This is a genomic window from Paenibacillus thiaminolyticus, from assembly GCF_007066085.1.
In the GTDB taxonomy this organism is placed as follows: Bacteria; Bacillota; Bacilli; order Paenibacillales; family Paenibacillaceae; genus Paenibacillus_B; species Paenibacillus_B thiaminolyticus.
The window spans coordinates 5,706,371-5,727,321 of the sequence record NZ_CP041405.1 but is presented as its reverse complement, the minus strand read 5'-3'; the positions used below and the strand labels follow the sequence as shown (position 1 = coordinate 5,727,321).

General features: G+C 56.3%; 1 protein-coding gene (cut by a window edge). It reads right to left on the bottom strand.

Annotated features, from left to right (window positions below; translation table 11 throughout):
• Positions 1-20,951: the 5' portion of a non-ribosomal peptide synthetase gene (locus FLT43_RS25335; protein ID WP_143797166.1), read on the bottom strand. The gene continues 20,581 nt to the left of window position 1, outside the view; the window shows 20,951 of its 41,532 coding nt (coding positions 1-20,951); it begins with the start codon at positions 20,949-20,951; its stop codon lies off the left edge, out of view.

Below are 20,951 nucleotides of genomic sequence, written 5' to 3'. Positions count from 1 at the left end.
GCATGCAGCACCCGGCCTCCGTCGAAGTCGTAGGTTTCTGCCTTCCACTGCAGCGTATGAACGATGCTCCCATGCTCCACCATAACGCCTTTCGGCTGACCGGATGTCCCGGAGGTGTAGATCACATAGGCCAAATTGTCGCCATTCGCAGAGCTCGGAAGATCTTCCGGCGATTCCAACTCAATACGGTCATCATCCAAGCCTAGCACCGGACAAGAAGCCGCCTCCTGTGCCGTTCCGGACAGCAGCAGGGTTGCACCGCTGTTCTCCAGCAGGAACCGCACGCGCTCGGCCGGATCCTGCGGCGATATCGGCAGATAGGCTGCCCCGGCCTTCAACACGGCAAGCAGCGCGATAGCCATATTCACGGAGCGTTCGAGCTGCACGGCAACAAGGCTTTCGGGACCTGCTCCATAACGGCGCACGACTCGGGCCAGCCGATTCGCCCGTTCGTTCAGCTCCCGGTACGTCAGGGCGTCTTCGCCGCATTCCACGGCCAACCGCTCCGGCGTTTTTGCCGCCTGATCCTCGAACATCGCGTGCAGCGTCATGTCCATGCCTCGCGACAACACAGCAGCTGTTCCGTTATCGTGATTGAATTGCTGCGACTCATTGAACTGCGTCAGCAATTGTTCCTGCTCCGCTGCCGTCAGGAAGCCGACGCTTCCCAGTGTCACCTGAGGATTCATGGTACTCTGCCGCAAAAGCTCCGCAAAGTGACCGGCCCATCGTTCGATCGTAGATCGTTCGAACAACATGGCGGCATATTCCCACGAGCAGCGCAGGCCGTTCTCTTGTTCACTCACCGACAGCGTCAGATCGAACTTGGCCACATTGGATTCGAACGGATACGAGGTGAGCTGAAGCCCAGGGAGCTCAAGCTCCGCCTGATCCATGTTTTGCAGCACGAGCATCGCATCGAAGAGCGGATTGCGGCTCGTGTCGCGCTGCCGCACCACCCGTTCCACCAGTTCCTCGAACGGATAGTCCCCATGCTCGAAGGCATCGAGCGATGTCTGCTTCACTTCCTGCAGATAGGTCGCGAAGCTCTTCTCTCCGGACGGGTATGTCCGCAGTGCCAACGTATTGACGAACATCCCCAGCATGCCTTCCATATCTGCATGCGGCCGTCCCGCCACTGGCGATCCGACAACGACTTCTTTTTGTCCCCCAAGTCGCGCCAGCAGCGCGCTGTAGGCGGCAAGCAGCACCATGTACACCGTAGTTCCGCTCGTACGGGCCAGCTCGCGCACAGCGTGCGCAAGATCGCCGTCCAGCTCAACGTCCACCCGGCTGCCCTCGAAGCTGCGTACGACCGGACGCGGATAATCGGCCGGCAGGCTCAGCACCGGCAATTCGCCACCTAACTGTTCCACCCAGTACGCTTCCAACTGCTCGTACGCTTGGCTATCGGCGTAGTGCTCCCGCTGCCATACCGCATAATCTTTGTACTGCAGCTTCAACGGCTCCAACGCTTCGCCCGCGTACAGCTTCGCAAATTCGTCTACCAAAATGCTGATCGAGGTGCCGTCTGAGATGATATGGTGCATATCGAACAACAGCACGTGACGCGTTGCTTCGAGACGAATGACGGTCGTACGCAGCAGCGGCGCTTCGCTTAGGTCAAACGGACGGAGGAATGCCTGGATGAGTTCCTCGACCTCTTCTTCCTGCGCTTCCCTATACGACATGTCACATAGAACCTTATCCGACACTATCTGCACCGGCTCGCCATCCACGACGGCAAACGAAGTGCGCAGCGATTCATGCCGGGCAATGAGCCCTTGCAGAGCTGCTTCCAACCGCTCACGATCCAATTGTCCTTCAAGCCGCAGCGCCACCGGCATGTTGTAGCTTAGTTCGGCTCCCTCTAACTGCTGCAATACGTACAGCCGTTTTTGGGCCGAGGATAGCGGATAATGCGCCCGTTCGCCTGCCGGGGCCAACGCTTGATACGCTGCGCTGCCACCCGTCGCTATCAGCTCAGCCGCTAACCCTTCAACCGTCGGCGAGAGGAACAGCTGTCTTAGCGGCAGCTCTACTCCCAGCGCCTGATGAATCTTCGAGACGAGCGTCATCGCCTTCAAGGAATGGCCGCCTAGCTCGAAGAAGTTGTCGTGGATGCCTACGCGCCCGACGCCTAACACCTCCTCGAACAGAGCCGCCAGCTTCTCCTGGACTTTGGTTCGTGGCGCCGTAATGCCCTCAGCCATCCCATGTTTCGAAGGCAGCGGCAGCGCCCGGCGGTCCACCTTGCCGTTCGGCGTCAGCGGAAGCTCTTCTAGTCTTACGAAATACGCTGGAACCATAAATCCCGGAAGCCGTGCAGACAATGCCTTACGCAGTGATGAAATCTCCGTTTCTTTGCTCGCAACCACATAGGCGCATAATTCGAGATCCCCCTGCTTCAACTCGCAAGCGACGACTGCCGAATCTGCAACGCCTTCCAGCTCGGTCAGGTGCTGTTCAATCTCGCCCAATTCGATCCGGTATCCTCGAATTTTTACTTGGTGGTCATTGCGGCCGGCAAATTCCAGACTGCCATCAGGCAGCCAGCGCACCAGATCCCCGGTTTTATACAGCCGTTCCCCTTCCATAAAGAAGCTTGGGATGAATTTCTCCTCGGACAGCCGAGGTCTGTTCATATACCCGCGTCCTACGCCTGCACCGCCGATATACAGCTCTCCATATACTCCGATCGGCTGCAAATTTCCATATTGCGGATTCACGACATAGAGCCTTACATTTGGAAACGGTCTTCCGATCGGTACGTACCCCGACGGCGTTAACGGATACTGTTCCGGGGCCCCTGTCCACTCATAGAAGGAAGAGTCAACGGTCGCCTCGGTTACACCGTAGCAGTTGATAATCCGCATCGTGTGACCGAACCGTTCAAGCAGCCAGTGGAAATCAGGGTGGAGACAACGGTCGCCGCCTAAAATCAGCAACCGCAATGACGGAATATCTACCTTCCGCTCATCGATGTATTTCATAATGGACATCACGAAGGACGGTGTCGAGTTGAGCAGCGTGATCGCATGCGTGCGGATCAATCCCGCTATGGCCGCAGGCTGCAGCCGCAGCTCGCTTGGACAAATGACCATCGTTCCTCCGAAAGGAAGCGTACGGGCCATATCTTCGACAAAGACATCAAACGAGAAGCTGGCCATCTGCAGCAGCCGGATTTCCTGTGAGTCCAGACCATAAGCTTGGTTCCAAGCAAAAATTCGTTCTATTAAATGCCCATGCTCGATCATGACGCCCTTCGGCTTGCCGGTCGTGCCCGAAGTGAAAATAATATAGGCCAAATGTCCGGGCTCAGGCAGTTGCAGTGAAATACCTTCCGCAACGGCAGCGTCATCGTCTTCCAGACATAGAACGTCATAGGACGCTCCCCATTCCTCGCCGTACTCCCGCTCTGTCAGCAGCAGCCGGGCTCTGCTTTCTTCAAGCATATATGCAATCCGTTCGGCTGGATAATCGGCATCCAGCGGCAAATAGGCAGCGCCCGCTTTCCAGACCGCCAATACGGCCACAACCAACCAAGCGGAACGAGTCACAAGAACGCCGACGATATCCTCGGATCCGGCGCCACGCTGCCTCAGTGCCTGAGCTAGACGGCTGGCACGATCATTCAGCTCGGCGTAACTCATGTCACGGTTGTTGAACACGACTGCCGTACGGTTCGGATTCAGCAACACTTGTTCTTCGAACAACTCGAGTATTGTCTTGCTGCCGACAGGCTCTATCCGAGGCGGATTAAACTCCTGCATCAATTGGCGCTCCTGCGCCGCTGTCAGCAGAGAGACTGCTCCTAACGCCGTGTCAGGCTGTCTCGCTACATGGCGCAAAAGCTCTGCAAAATGTTCCGCCCAGCGTCTGATCGTCTCTTCCGTAAATAATGCCGACGAATATTCCCAACGGCAAGAGAATCCCTCCCCTTGCTCGGATACGATCAGGGTTAAGTCAAATTTGGCAACCGTGTCCTCCAGAAGATACGGGGTCAACCGAAGATCGGGAAGCGCAAGCTCCGCCTGATCCATGTTTTGCAGCACGAGCATCGCATCGAAGAGCGGATTGCGGCTCGTGTCGCGCTGGCGAACTACCCGTTCCACCAGTTCTTCGAAAGGATACTCTCCATGCTCGAAGGCATCGATCGTCGTAAGCTTCACTTCCTGCAAAAAGGCCGCAAAGCTCTTCTCCCCGGACGGGTGCGTCCGCAGTGCCAGAGTGTTCACGAACATCCCCAGCATGCCTTCCAGATCTGCATGCGGCCGTCCCGCCACCGGAGAACCGACAATGACTTCTTCTTGCCCCCCAAGCCGCGCTAGCAGCGTGCTGTAGGCAGCAAGCAGCACCATGTACACCGTTGCTCCGCTCATGCGGGCCAGCTCGCGTACAGCGTGCGCAAGATCGCCGTCCAGCTCAACGTCCACCCGGCCGCCCTCGAAGCTGCGTACGGCCGGACGCGGATGATCGGCCGGCAGGCTCAGCACCGGCAATTCGCCCGCTAACTGCTCGACCCAGTACGCTTCCAACTGCTCGTACGCTTGGCTATCGGCGTAGTGCTCCCGCTGCCATACCGCATAGTCTTTGTACTGCAGCGGCAGCGGCTCCAACGCTTCACCCGCGTACAGCTTCGCAAATTCATCTACCAAAATGCTGATCGACGTGCCGTCCGAAATAATATGGTGCATATCGAACAGCAGCATGTGACTCGTGTCATCGAAGCGAACGACGGTTGCTCGCAGCAGCGGCGCCTCGCTGAGGTCAAACGGACGGAGGAATGCCCGGATGCGCTCCTCGACCTCCTCTTCCTCAGCCTCCTCATAGGACACAGAGAAGGCCCACTCGTCCTGTACCCGCTGCACCGGCTCGCCATCCACGACGGCAAAGGAAGTGCGAAGCGCTTCATGGCGGGCGATGAGCGCCTGCAGCGCCGCTTCCAGCCGTGCCCGATCCAATCTTCCTTCAAGCCGCAGCGCCACCGGCATGTTGTAGCTCAGCTCGGCTCCCTCTAACTGCTGCAGGACGTACAGCCGCTTTTGAGCCGAAGACAACGGGTAATGCGCCCGTTCGCCTGCCGGGGCCAACGCTTGATACGCCGTGCTGCCATCCATCGTCATCAGTGCAGCCGCTAACCCTTCAACCGTCGGCGAGAGGAATATTTGTCTTAACGGCAGTTCTACCCCGAGCGACGGATGAATCTTCGATACGAGCGTCATCGCCTTCAAGGAATGGCCGCCCAGCTCGAAAAAGTCGTCATGGATGCCTACGCGTTCAACGCCCAGCACCTCCTGCCACAACTGCGCCAGCTTCGTCTCCACATCCGTTCGCGGCACTACATATCCTGCTGCCGCTCCGCTTCCCGCCGGCTTCGGCAGCGCACGGCGATCCACCTTGCCGTTCGGCGTCAGCGGAAGCTTTTCCAGCTGCATGTAGTGCGCCGGCATCATGTACGACGGCAGCGATGCGGCCAAGGCGGCGCGCAGCTCGGCTGCCGCGAGCGGATACTCGCCCGTTAGATAAGCGCACAAGTCCTGCCCATGCTCTTGCATTTCTACGGCAGTTACGACGGCTTCGCTTACGCCCGGAATGCGCAGCAGCCGTGCTTCGATTTCGCCCAGTTCAATCCGGTACCCCCGGATCTTCACCTGATGGTCGCTCCGTCCCAGATGCTCCAGCCGGCCGTCAGGCAGCCAGCGCGCCAAATCCCCGGTTCGGTACAGCCGCTCCCCGGCAACAAACGGGCTGTCTACAAATTTCTCGGCCGTCAGTTCCGGACGCGCCCAATATCCGCGGGCGACTCCCATACCGCCGATGCACAGTTCTCCTGCCACGCCGATCGGCTGCGGCTGCAGCGCCTCGTTCAGCACGTACGCCTGCGTATTCGCCATCGGCCGGCCAATGGTGATCTGTTCTTCCCCTTCTAAGCGGTCAAATGTGGACCAAACCGTCGTTTCCGTCGGCCCGTACATGTTGTACAGCGCCGCATCCGTATATTTCCTCAACTGCCCATACAGGGTGGAAGGGAAGGCTTCCCCGCCGACCAGCAGCGTTGTGAGGCTCCGCAACTGCGCCGCACTTCGCGCATCCGCAAGCAATAGCATGAGACGCGAAGGCGTCAGCTGCGCCATCTGAACCGGGTGCTGAGCCAGCAGTTCCGCCAGCACGGCCGGATCCTGCTGCGCCGCCTCGCTTGCGAGGACGATCTGCATCCCGCAGCTCAGCGGTACCCAGCTCTCCGCGGCGAAGATATCGAAGGACACTGTCGTAATGCACAGCATCGAATCATGCGTCCCGAACGGAAGCTCGCGAATCATTCCCGAGATGAAATTGACCGCGTTCCGGTGCTCCACGACGACCCCTTTCGGCATGCCGGTCGTTCCAGAGGTGTAGATGACGTATGCGCTGCCGGATGGTTTTATATTCACATCAATAGACGCAGAAGAATACTCGGCCAGTTCCTCGGCGGAGGACAACGAGATGCTTTCCCCACCGAGGCTTATTTTGTTGCCTTCATGCCCCCCTGCCTGATCAACGACGTGATTCGTCCACCCGACCAGTTCTTCCGTCAACGCATCATCCTGGCACAATACATGACGCAGCGATGTATCCTGCAGGCCAGTCACCATCCCAAGCTGTGCCGAATCCGTCAGCATTACCTGCATCCCGGAATCCCGAATCATTCCCTCCATGCGCTCTTTAGGCAGCATAGGGTCAATCGGCACGTAAGCGGCACCGGCTTTCAAAATCCCCAACAGCCCGGCGATGAGCTGCGGCGAACGGTTCATCAGCACGCCTACGCGTTCTTCCTCCGTCACGCCGTGCGCATGCAGCCATCGGGCGATGCGGTTAGCCTGCTCCTCCAGCTCCCGGTAGGTCAGTCCCCGCCCTGCGCAGACGACCGCCGGACGATCCGGCGTCTTCGCCGCCTGCCGTTCGAACAGAGAGGAAATGCTTGCCCCTTCCGGAATCGGCGCCTTCGTGTCGTTGAACCGGACCAATAGCTGTTCTTGTTCGGCCGCCGTCAGCAAGCAGGCGCTTCCCAACTTTACCTGCGGATTGGCGGAAACTTGCCGCAGAAGCTCCGTAAAGTGATCCGCCCAACGTTCGATCGTCTCGCGATCAAACAGCATGGAACTGTATTCGAGCGAGCAGCGTATCCCTTCCTCATGTTCGCGCACCGATAGCGTCACGTCGAATTTAGCCGCGTTGTAGTCGAACGGATAGGAGGATAAGCGCAGGCCGGAAAGCTCCAGCTCCACCTGCTCTGTGTTCTGCAATACGAGCATCGCATCGAAGAGCGGATTGCGGCTCGTGTCGCGCCGGCGAACGACCTGTTCCACCAGTTCCTCGAACGGATAGTTCCCGTGCTCGAAAGCTCCGATCGCCGTCTGCTTCACTTCCTGCAAATAGGCCGCGAAGCTTTTGTCTCTGGCCGGATACATGCGCAGCGCCAACGTATTCACGAACATCCCGAGCATGCTTTCCAGATCGGCGTGCGGCCGTCCCGCCACCGGCGATCCGACGATAATCTCCTCCTGCCCGCTAAGACGCGACAACAGCGTGCTATAAGCTGCCAGCAGCACCATGTACACCGTTGCACCGTTCGCTCGGGCCAACTCGCGCATTGCCGTCGCGAGCTCGCTGTCCAGCTCGAAGTCCACTTGGCCGCCTTCAAAGCTGCGCACGGCCCGGCGCGGATGATCGGCCGGCAGGGTGAGCACCGGCAATTCGCCTGCAAACTGTTCCCGCCAGTAAGCTTCCAGCTCGCGGTACGAAGGCATCTGAGTATAATTCCGCTGCCATACGGCATAATCTTTATACTGCAGCCGCAGCGGCTCTAATGGTTCACCGGCGTACAGCTTCATAAATTCTTCGATAAAAATATTCATTGACGTGCCGTCCGAGATAATATGATGCATATCGAACAGCAGCAGGTGCCGATCTTCGGCGAGACGAACGACGGTCATGCGCAGCAGCGGGGCCTCGCTTAGGTCAAACGGACGGAGAAATGCCTGGATTCGCTTCTCGGCGTCCGCTTCCTCCGACTTCTCATAGATCACGCGCAATGCCGGATCTTCCTCCACCCGCTGCACCGGCTCGCCATCCACGACCATGAACGAAGTGCGCAGCGGCTCATGGCGCTCGATCATCGCCTGCAGCGCGTCTTCCAGCCGAACCTTATCCAGCGTTCCTTCGAGCTGCAGCGCCACCGGCATATTGTAGCTGAGTCCCGCCCCCTCCAATTGCTGCAGCAAGTACAGCCGTTTTTGAGCAGAGGATACCGGATAATACGCCTGCTTTGCCACAGGCAGCAGCGCTTCGTACGATTGACATGCTACGGCTTCCAGAGCCGCTGCCAGACCTGCGACCGTAGGAGCCTGGAATAACAATCGCAATGGAACTTCCACATCCAGCGTCTGGTGAATGCGCGATGCAAGGGTCATCGCCCTCAGAGAATGACCGCCCAATTCAAAGAAATTGTCATGGATGCCTACGCGCTCGACACCCAGCACATCCTGCCACAACAGCGCGAGCTTGGCTTCCATATTTGTTCGCGGCGCCTCATATGCTTTGCCTGCCTTGGCTCCATCCGGCTTCGGCAGCGCCCGGCGATCCACCTTCCCATTCCGCGTTACAGGCAGTTGCCCAAGCTGGACGAAGGATGAAGGTATCATATAATCCGGCATGACCGTCCCGAGAGCCTCCCGCAGCTCGGTATAAGAAAACTCGCGTTCACCTGCGATATAGGCGCACAGCTCATTGCTTCCGTACTCGTCCCGATGAACGAGAACGGCTGCTTCCCGAATTCCTTTCACCCCGAGAAGCCGAGTTTCGATCTCGCCCAGCTCAATTCGGTATCCCCTTATCTTCACTTGGTGATCCATGCGGCCCAAATACTCGATATTCCCATCCGCCAACCAACGAGCCCACTCACCTGTCCTGTACATCCGTTCTCCGGAAGAGAAGGGATTGGAGATGAACCTCTCGCGAGTACGTTCAGGCTGCTTCAAATAACCCTCTCCGACGCATGCTCCCCCGATGCACAACTCACCTGCAACACCTATCGGCTGCGGGCAGCCCAACGGATCCAAAATATAAACGGAAGAGTTGCTGATCGGTCTGCCGATTGGAGGAAGCTCTGTCACGACATCATTCGGCGTAACCGTGTACGTAGTAGCAACATGCGTCTCGGAAGGCCCGTAGTGATTATGGAGGGTCACCCCTCGCTCGCGCAAATAACGCTGCAGCGGCTTGCCAGCGACTAGCGCCTCGCCTGCCGTTATGATGTGACGCACGCTGCTAGGCCACGCGAATTCATAAGCTGGGTCATTCCATGCAAACTTTACAAAGAAAGCAGGCAAATAAATCGTCTCAATGCCCTGATCCTCGATATATCGGAAAAGCGCAATGGGATCCCGACGCATCTCCTCATCGACGACATGGAGCGTTCCGCCCGCAAGCAGCGTCGTGAAGATCTCCTGGTAGCTGACATCGAAGCTGTAGGAAGCATACTGAAGCACATTTTTATGAAAAGGTATGGAGGTATGCTTATGCTGATAAAGGACAAGGTTGATAAGGTTTCTATGCTTCAGAATGACGCCTTTGGGGTTGCCCGTAGTCCCTGAAGTATAAATGACGTACAGCGGCAGCCCATTCTGTTCGCCCAATGAGATCTCAGCCGGCTCGCGGTCCCCCCTGACATTATGGTTCGCGGCGAACAAATCACTAATAATTAGCGTTTCTCCGTCATACGCAAGGCGTTGGCCCGTCCGTGCCGAATCGATGAGCAGGCAGGCTGCCTGGGAATCCTCCAGCATGTAAGCAATGCGTTCGGCAGGATAGGACGGATCCACAGGAAGGAAGGCCGCCCCCGCTTTAAGAATCCCTAACAACCCGATCGTCATATAAGGAGAACGGCCGGCCATGAGGCCGACAATGCTGCCTGCCCCTATGTTGCGATGCTGCAAAGCAAGCGAGAGTTGATCGGATAGCTGATCCAGCTCTCGATAAGTCAGCATAGTATCGCCCACTACCAAAGCAATACCGTCCGGAGTCTTAGCCGCCTGTTCCCTGAACAATTGGTGTATCGTTGTATCCGGCAGCTCCGTGGCAGGTCCGTCATGCCATGCCGCCAGCGTATTCCGTTCTTGTTCACTCAGCAACGTTACTTTACCGAGCGCAATCCCCGGTTCATCAACCGCATGCCGCAGCAGTTGGATGAAATTTTCTTGCCAACGCCCGATGGTGCCAGATTCAAACAGGGCTGTGGCGTATTCCAGACTGCAGTGAAGCTGATCTCCCTGTTCGCTGATGAACAAGGACAAATCGAATTTCGCAGTGGAATTCTCCAGCTCATAGCGAGATACCTCGACCTCCTCCATCCGGAGTTCGGATTGTTCCATATTTTGCAGAGCAAACATGACGTCAAAGATCGGGTTCCGGCTGATATCCCGCTGTTGAACCACCTGATCGACAAGCTCCTCAAACGGGTAATCCGCGTGTTCAAAAGCTTCAATGGCAATTTGTTTGACTTCTTCCAGATAAGCCGCAAATGTTTTTTCCCTGGACGGCATCGATCTGATGGCCAATGTGTTCACGAACATTCCTAAAATATTGGACAGATCGGCATGAGGCCGTCCGGCAATAGGCGTGCCGACAATCATATCTTCCTGGCCGGATATTCTTGACAGAAACGCGCTATAAGCAGATAGCAGCACCATGAATAAGGTTGTCCCCGTGCTTTGCGCAAGCTTGCGCAATTTTCCGGTCAGCTCCGCATCAATGTTGAAATCCAGGCGGCTTCCTTCAAAGCTCTGTACTGGCGGACGAACAAAATCAGACGGCAAGGAAAGGATCGGAAGTTCTCCTGCAAGCTGTTCGAGCCAGTATTCCTTGTGCCGGGCGTACTCCTCGGAATGTTCCTTCGCGTTCTGCCATACTGCATAGTCCTTATAATGAAGGGAAAGCTGCGGCAAGCTCTCTCTCATATACAGACTTGTCATTTCCTTGATGAGAATCTCCATGGACGTGCCGTCTGAAATGATATGATGCATATCGAACAACAACAGATGCCGCATATCCGCCAGCTTTATCAATTGGATGCGCAGAAGCGGCGCTTGTCCCAGATCGAATGGCCGAATGAAGTTCTGAAGGATCTCTTGAAGCTGATCCTCTTCGGCATCGCGGAAAGACAGCGAGAAGTCAACCTCTGGGCAAATGATCTGAACGGGCTCGCCATTTACGAAATCAAAACGTGTACGAAGGACTTCATGACGTGCCGCCAGTTCCTGTAAAGCAAATTCCAATCTTGCCCGATCCAATTGTCCCTCGAGAAGCATCGCCGCGGGCATATTATAGCTCCGTTCCGCTCCTTCGAGCTGCTGCAGAACATAGAGTCTTCTCTGTGCAGAGGACAGGGGATAGTATTCCCGCTGCCCGGCAGGCCGCAGGGCTTCCTGCGCGTCTCTAGCCGTTCCGTCCACGGTCAGCGCCATGGCTTCAACGGTCGGGGACCGGAATACGTCCCGAATGGCGATGGGGATGCCCAAGCTCTGATGAATGCGGGATACGAGTATCATCGCTCTCAGGGAGTGGCCTCCGAGTTCAAAGAAGTTGTCGCGGATCCCCACTTGAGATACGTGCAATACCTCCTGCCACAGCTCCGCAAGCCGGGCTTCCGTGGCGGTTCGGGGAGCTATATACCGGGAAGCTGTTGCCATATCCTCTGCAGGCTCCGGCAGCGCCTTCCGATCCAGCTTGCCGTTTCTAGTGAGCGGAAGTTCCGATAAATGCACGAAATGCGCAGGAACCATATACTCAGGCAAAGCGATGCTCAGGAAATGTCTCAATTCGGCCGGCTCCAGGCGCTTGCTGCTTACGTAATAAGCGCACAGACCCTCGCTTCCCGGCCGCTCTGCCCAAGTCACGACAGCCGCTTGGCGAATATCCGCGTGAAGCAGCAGCCGCGCTTCGATTTCGCCGAGTTCAATCCGGTAACCCCGTATTTTGACCTGCTGATCGATTCTGCCCCAATATTCGAGCGTTCCGTCCGGCAGCCAGCGGGCCAAATCCCCTGTTCTGTACATGCGTCCGCCTTCAATCCATGGATCCGGAACGAATTTTTCCTCTGTAAGCTCAGGCAGATTCCAATATCCCGCAGCGACGCCTCCCCCGCCAAGGCACAATTCCCCAGGCACGCCGACCGGAAGCAGCTGCCCCCGAGCGCTCAGCACATAGGCTGTCGTCCCTTCGATCGGCCGGCCGATCGGAATGTTGTGTTTGTTATGGGGCTCCTCGACCGCGAATGCAGTCGAGAAGGTCGTGTTCTCGGTAGGCCCGTATCCGTTCCAGATCGTAAGTCCCGGACATGCCTCCTTCACGGCGTAAGCATGCTTCGGCGAGAGAACCTCCCCGCCCATAATCAGATGCTCTACGCCGGCAAACAGGCCCGCTTCCTCATCGGCCAGCTGATGGAACAGCGAGGTCGTCAAGAACATGACCGTAATCCCGTGCTCTGCCATAAACGCCCCCATCCGGCGCGCGTCCAGCAGCACGTCCTTCTCAACCGGATGCAAGGAGCTTCCATGCAGCAGGGCTCCGAATATTTCGAATGTAGCCGCATCAAAGCTTACCGCACCGGTCTGCGCGAAGCGGTGATCGGCATGGAACCGCACGTATCCAGCGTTGTTCACCAGGTTGATTACATTTCCATGCGTCACCAGCACTCCTTTCGGTCTTCCCGTTGTGCCCGAGGTATACAGGATATAAGCCGGATCATCGCAACTGCAGCCATTCGCTTCTCCACGTTCCAATGCCTCTAACGCTTCTGACGCTGCTGACGCTTCTAATGCTTCTAACTCTTCTAGCTCTTCTAATGCTTCTAATGCACCATTCACAAGAGCTCCGTCATCAAGCATGATAACCTTCCCCGGATATGACGCCGGCACTCTGGAATTCGGTACGGCCAACAGGAACTCCGCGCCGCAGTCGCCCAAAATATACAGGTGACGCTCCGCGGGCGCGTCCGGATCCAGCGGCACATAGACTCCGCCGGCCTGCACAATTCCCAGCACCGCCACCACGAATTCGATCGAGCGCTCCGCCAGAATGGCAACGGCTGCCCGCGGCCGGATTCCTTCCCTCCGCAGTCTGGCGGCTGCAAGGCGCGCTTGAAGCTGCAGCTCCGCATAAGTGAGATGCCGCTCGCCGCACACAATCGCCGTCCGTTCCGGATAGAGACGGGCTATTTCCTCAAAACGCTGATGAATTGTCATTCGAGGCTTGTCTTGGACAGGCAAGCCGCTGTATGTGATCAGCTGATTGAGCTCGGCGGATCCGCTCATTAATCTGGCTTCGGCAAGGGTTGTATCCGGCTCAGACGTCACATGATCCAGCAGCTCCGTCAAATGGCCCGCCCACCGTTCGACCGTGTCCCGCGTGAACAAGGCGGTAGCGAACTCCAGCGAGCCGTGATAACCTTCCGCGCCCTCCGATATCATTAAGGTGAGGTCAAACTTGGCCTGCGCATCGGCAAACGGATAAGACTCGACGGTCAAATCAGGGAGATCCAGCTGCGAGTTCTCCGCGTTTTGAAGCACGAATACCGCATCGAAAAGCGGATTGCGGCTCATGTCCCGCTGGGTGACAATGCGGTCCACCAGTTCCTCGAAAGGATACTCGCCATGCTCAAACGCATCGAGCGCCGTTTGTTTGATTTCCTCAAGGTATTCAGTAAAAGCTTTTTGTCCGGAAGGGAATGTGCGCAAGGCCAGCGTGTTGACAAACATCCCCATCATGTCCGCGAGATCCGCATGCGGACGCCCGGCTACCGGCGAGCCGACAATAACCTCCTCGTCGCCGGAGAGACGAGACAGCAGTGTGCTGTACGCAGCCAAGAACACCATATAAACGGTGACTCCTGTGTCCAGGGCCAATTGCTGTACCGCTTCCGACAATGTTCTCCCCAGCTTGAAATCAACCCGGTCGCCTGCAAAGCTTCGCAAGGCGGGACGCGCGAAATCGGTTGGCAGCTGCAGGACCGGCAGCTCGCCCGCTAACTGATCGAGCCAATATTTCTCCTGCTGCCGGTAAGCATCGCTGAGCACGTATTCCTGCTGCCATACCGCATAGTCTTTGTACTGCAGCTTCAGCGGTACCAATGCTTCGCCCGCGTACAGCTTCGTAAACTCCTCTACGAAAATGTCCATCGACACGCCGTCCGAGATAATATGGTGCATGTCCAACAGAACATAGTGAAGCCTGTTTGCCGCACGTACAATTTTCACGCGCAACAGCGGCGCTTGACTGAGATCGAATGGATGTATGAATGCTGCAATAATCGAATGAAGCTGCTCTTCCCCCGCTTCACAATAGTCAACGGCAAGCTTCATTTTTTCGTGTATTCTCTGTACCGGCTCTCCGTCTGCCATGATGAAGGAAGTGCGCAGCGAATCATGACGAGCGACCAGCTGCTGCAGGGACGATTCTAAAAGCAACCTGTTCAACTTGCCCTCCATTCGAAGAACCGCGGGCATGTTGTAACTAAGCTCCGCTCCATCAAGCTGCTGGAGCACATACATTCGCTTCTGTGCAGAGGTAAGCGGATAATGTTCCCGGGAATCAGCCTGTTCAATCCCGTGAAATGCTTTATTCTTCCGGGATGCTATCACTTCGGCCAATGTCTCCACGGTCGGATGCTGGAATAGATCCCGAAGCGTGATGTCGGCTTGCAATCGCTTTTGGATGCGCGAAACCAAGACGGCTCCTTTTAACGAATGTCCGCCTCGTTCAAAAAAGTCATCCCGCACGCCTAACGGACGGACGCCCAGCACCTCCTGCCACACCTCTGCCATCTCCTGTTCGGCCGGATTCCGCGGGGCGATATAACTGCTGTCTTTCTCCAATCGGCCGTCCGGCAAAGGCAATGCCCGCCGATCCAATTTGCCGTTGGCTGTGAGAGGCATCTGCTCCATCGGAATAAAATAAGCCGGAATCATATAAGACGGCAGCGTGTGGCCAAGCGCCGCCCGCAGTTCTTTTACCGGATAATCCCGCTCCGCTACAAAGTAAGCGCACAGACTGAGGTTGTCCCCCGCTTCTCCCACAACCGTAACGGCTGCCTCTCGAATGCCGGGAAGCGTCATTAGATGGGCCTCGATATCCCCTAGCTCAATCCGGTTGCCGCGGATTTTGACCTGATGATCGATTCTTCCCAAATATTCCAAAGTTCCATCCGGCAACCAGCGGGCCCAGTCGCCAGTTCGGTACATTCGCTCACCCGGCACGAACGGATCGGAGGTGAACTTATCTGCCGTTAACTGCGGCTGGTTGATATAACCGCGCGCCACGCCGGAACCGGCAATGCACAGCTCGCCCGGTACGCCGAGGGGAGTGAGCAGCCCTTGCGAGGTAAGAATATATACCCGTGTGTTGGGAATCGGCCGTCCGATGGTAACCGCCTTCTCTTCCACGAGCTCAGTTGCAGTCGTCACTACAGTATTTTCAGTCGGACCGTACTCATTCATCAGTTCCATGTCGCGATTCATCGCCTTCAAACGGCGGATGAGCGCCATTCCGACGGCTTCGCCAGCCAGTACCGCGCTGCGCACCGTATGCCAATCATCGGGATCCATGCTCTCCAGCAAGGCGGAATAGAAGCTCGGCGGACTCTGCATATGGGTAATTCGGCGCTTCGCGATGACTTCGCGAATGGCCGACGGTTCTTTGCTGTCATGATCATTTAACAAGACAACCGCCGCTCCCGACACGAGAGGTCCAAAAAAGTGAGTCACGAAGGAGTCGAAAATAAAAGGATTCAACATCAGCGCTTTGTCACCGGCGCTGAACCGGTAGTGGTCCGCTTTCCATTGAATGGTATTGGCAAGGCTGCCATGTTCGATCATGACGCCCTTCGAGGCCCCCGTCGTGCCTGATGTATAAATAACGTATGCCAAATGCGCGGGCGCGACGGTTCTTTTCAGACTCTCTGCAGCCCTATCCTGGCACTCGTTGTCTTCGAAATAAATAACGGGAATATCACTGCCGATCTCCTCCGCCAGAGACTTGTGTTCTATCGAAGTCAACAGAACCTTGGGACGACTGTCGCTCAGCATATAACGAATCCGCTCCATCGGGAATTGCGGATCGATCGGAAGGTAGGCTCCTCCTGCCTTCAAAACGGCAATTAAACCCACCGCCATGTCGCAAGAGCGGTGCATCATGACGGCGGCAATCGTCTCCGCCCCTACTCCTTGCGCGCAAAGCACAGCTCCCCGCTGCTCCGCCCGCTCATTCAGTTCACGGTAACTCAGCTCCTCGTCTCCAAAAATAACCGCCGGCAGGTCAGGAGTGAGGGCAACCTGCTCCTCGAACAGAGTGAGCACCGTAGCCTCAGGGCGATATTCTGCCTTGGTTCCGGCAAAGTGTTCAAGCAATAATTGTCTTTCCTGACCGGTTACCAAAATATATTCGTCCAATCGAGCGTGTGGCGATGCTACCGCTTGGCGCAGGAGTTCTAGGAAACAACCTGTCCACCGCTCTATCGTGTCGTGACTGAACAAGGCTGCGGCATATTCCCAGGTGAAGGAAAAGCCCCCGGCCTCTTCCGTAACGGTGAGCGTCAAATCGAACTTAGACGCAATGTAGTCGAATGGATAGGAAGAAAGGCGCAGACCCGGAAGCTGCAACACCTCATGTTCGGTATTTTGCAGCACGAGCATCGCGTCGAAGATCGGATTGCGGCTCGTGTCGCGCTCCCGCACGACCTGATCCACCAGCTCCTCAAACGGAAAATCACCATGGTCAAAAGCAGATAACGCCGTCTGGCGAATCTCCTGCAAATGAACGGAAAAACGTTTGTCCCCCGCTGGATGCGTACGCAGCGCCAGTGTATTTACAAACATACCGAGCATGCTTGCCAGATCAGCATGCGGGCGGCCCGCCACCGGCGTGCCGACAATGATCTCCTCCTGCCCGCTAAGACGGGACAGCAGCGTGCTATATGCCGCCAGCAGCACCATGTATACCGTACTGCCGCTCTCCTGTGCCAGCTTGCGGACACCCTCCGCCAATTCGCCTTTCAGTTCGAAATCCGCCCGGCCACCCTCGATGCTGCGCATCGCCGGGCGCGGATAATCAGCCGGCAGGCTCAGCACCGGCAGCTCGCCCGCCATCTCCTTGAGCCAATACGCTTCCTGCTTCGCATAGGCCTGCGACTGCCTGTATTCTTGCTGCCATACCGCATAGTCCTTATACTGCAGCCGCAGCGGATTCAGTTCTTCTCCGGCATACAAGGCGGCCAATTCTTCCGTTAGAATTTGAACGGAAATTCCGTCCGAAATAATATGATGCATATCGAACAAGAGCAGATGGCGTTCTTCCCCGAGTTGAATCACCTTCGTGCGCAGCAGCGGGGCCGCGCCAAGATCAAACGGGCGGATGAATGTCCGGATCTGCTCGTCCGCCCGGCCTTCGTCCGTGTCCTCGCAGGATACGGAGAAAGAGACTTCGTCATGGATCTCCTGCATCGGCTCGCCGTCCACGACCGTAAACGAGGTACGCAGCGCCTCATGGCGATTAATAAGCGACTGGAATGCCGCTTCGAGACGCTCCTTATCCAATGGACCTGCCAGTTGGAACGCCGCCGGCATATTGTAACCGAGGCCTGCCTCATCCAGCTGGTGGAGCACATACAATCGTGTCTGCGCCGACGATAGCGGATAATAAGCCTGCTTCGGTGCGGGAAGCAGATCCTCGTAGGCCCGTTCGGCTGCCGAAGTGACGGCTTGGGTCAATGTCTTCAGGTTGGTTGTCTGAAAAATGTCGCGCAAGCCGATCTCAGACCGGAACTCCTGATGAATGCGCGTTAGCAGCGTCATCGCTTTCAGCGAATGGCCTCCGAGCTCAAAAAAATTATCATGGAGTCCCACGAACTCTTTATTCAGGACCTCTTGCCACAGTAACGCCATTTTCTGCTCGGCGTCTGTCGTTGGACGAACGTATTCTTTGCGGGATGCAATCGCATCGGGTTTCGGCAAAGCTTTACGGTCTACCTTGCTATTTGGCGTCAAGGGGAGCCGCTCGAGCCTCATATATATGGCTGGCACCATGTAGTCCGGCAGCATCGAAGATAGGACGGACCGCGTTTCTGTGATCTCCAGCTCGGTCTCGCCCGTGTAATATGCACACAGCACAGGCTCTCCCTGCCGATCGGGCATTACGGCAACCACTGCCTCACGGATGCCCCCGAACTGCATCAACTGCGCCTCAATCTCTCCCGGCTCGACCCGGTAGCCGCGGATACTGAGTTGATCGTCCAATCGGCCGAGAAACTCCAAATTGCCATCCGGCAGCCAGCGGGCCTGGTCTCCGGTGAGGTAAATCCGTCCGCCTGCGGCATAAGGATCTTCGACAAAACGCTCGCTCGTCAACTCCGGCCGATTCAGGTAGCCCCGGGCTACTCCTTCCCCTCCGATGCACAGTTCTCCTGGCACGCCTACAGGCTGCAGGGTTCCTCCCCGCCCCAGTACGTACAGCTTGACATGGGGAAGCGGCTTGCCAATCGGCACATTCCCTTCTCCAGGCGGCTGCTCCCCCTGTTCCACTTCATAATAAGATGCATCGATGCACGCCTCCGTCACCCCATAGCTATTGAGGATGCGCATGTCGGAGCCAAACCGGCTGTGCAGCCGACGGAAGTCTGTGGCCGCGAGACGATCCGAGCCCAGGATGAGCAGTTCTAACCTGCCGGTGCCCAAGCGATGTTCGTAAATATAGTCCATTAGCGGTACTAGCAGGGCAGGTGTCGACTCCAACAGCGTAATGCCGCATTCGACGATCATCCGATGAAGCCGAGGCAGCTGGAGCCGAACCTCATCCGGGCAGAACACCATCATTCCCCCATTCGGCAGTGTTCTGGCCAGATCGCCGGCAAATACATCAAAGGAGAAGCTGGCCAGCTGCAGCAGCCGGATCTCCATCTCTTCGAGCTTGTACTCTTGGCGCCATGCCCAAGCCGTCTGCATCCAGCTCTGGTGTTCCACCATAACTCCTTTTGGCGTTCCCGTTGTCCCTGACGTATAAATGAGATAAGCAAGCTGCTCCGGACGGCACGGAAGGCGTAAATTCGAGGCGTCGCCGGCATAGCATTCCTCCTGCCGCAAATCCAAGACCCTGCATCCGTCGGGCAGAGCAAATCCAACAGAATCAACCATCAACAAAATGTTGGCTCCGCTATCCGCCACCATATAAGCAAGCCGATCGGAAGGCAAAGCGTGATCCAGAGGCACGAAGGCTCCTCCCGCCTTAAGGACAGCAAGAACGGCCGTTACGATTGCCGGCGACCGTTCCCCGAGAATCGCCACGGGTTGGCCCATCCCAATCCCCAGATTGCACAGGGTACGGGCCAGCTTATTCGCGCGTTCATTCAATTGGCCGTAGGTCAGCGACGTTCCGTCCAGTCCCGATAGAACAGCCATCCGTTCCGGCGTCTTCGCGGCCTGTTCCTCGAACAGCTCGTGCAGCAGACCGTCAGGCTGACGGCCGATATTTCGTCCTATGCTAAAGGCTTGAAGGATCTCGTGACATTCCTCCGGCGGCATCACATTAACTTGTTCTACCGCCTGCATCGGCGCGGCCATTCCTTCCCGAAGGACATGCATCAATCTCGCAAACAGGCGATCCATGTCCTCCGCTGCGAACAAATCGGTTAAATAATCGATTTGAACAGCCATCTCGCCGGTTTTTACATTTTCGCGGATATGGACCGTTAATTCATTATCCTGGTGTCCATTTCCGAGAGGCATCGTGTCATACTGTATCGGAGCATCTTCCGGAACAGTGTCCCATGCCAACGGATGATAATTAAAAAAAATGGGCAGCAAAGCTCCCGTAAAACCAAAGCGCTCGCGCAGCTCCGGAATGATTCGGTTGTAAGGATATTTCTGATGCCGAATCAGCTCGCCCTGCTTCATTTTCACCTGCTTCAAGAGATCGGCGAAAGACAAAGAAGCATCCACGCGCAAGCGAAAAGGCGTTGTGCTGACGAGCATGCCTACCATCGTTTTCTGATCAACGGACGTTCTGTTGGCATACATGGTTCCCAGCACAACTTCTTCTTCTCCGCATATTCGCGCGAGATACAGACATAGAGCGGTTACCAACAAATTGAAGGCAGAGACTTGATGTTTTTCGCAGAATTGATGAATGTCTTTGCATGCGGATAAGGGAAGCTGATGTTGGCTGTAAGAGGCTGCGCTGGTGGCAGTCTGGGCTGCCCGTTCGGAAAAAGCCAAGCTTGTGATTGGCGGCAGCGTACTGAATTCTTTGTCCCAGTATGCCTTATCTTTGAGGAAGCGGGAAGATGCAAGATAGGTGTCCTCGCTAGCAAGCAGTTCTGTAAAAGAAGGTGCTGGTTCCATCGGAGGTTCCTCATTGCGCAACAAGGACATATAAGTTTGAATGATTTCGTTGCCAAGCAGGTTCAAGGAATAACCGTCAGCAATCACATGGTGAATTTTCAAAAACAAGCGGGCCTCCAGCTCTCCTGTGCGGAACAACGTGAATTCAAACAATGGAGAATCAAAGAGAGCGAAGGGCTGGCGCGAACGCAAATCGACGATTTCTTGCCATGCTTCGGCTCCTTCCCCACTGACGTCTAATACATCAACATGGAAAGGCTCGAACGGAACGACATAAATTTGCGGCTCTTGACCATCCATCTGTTTTAAGCGCACTCGAAGGGAATCATGCCGGGAAGCCAGCATCTGTATAGACTGTATGATCTTCTCTTCGACAATCGTTCCCTGCAAGGTGAGTAAACTGTTCAACGCGGCAACGGTCGTATTGGGATTGAGCAGTTCCATATACCACACTCTTCGCTGCGCTTCTGTCAATGTCCAAGTATTTTTCAAGGTTAACTGTGATTCTTTTCGGTTATTTGACAT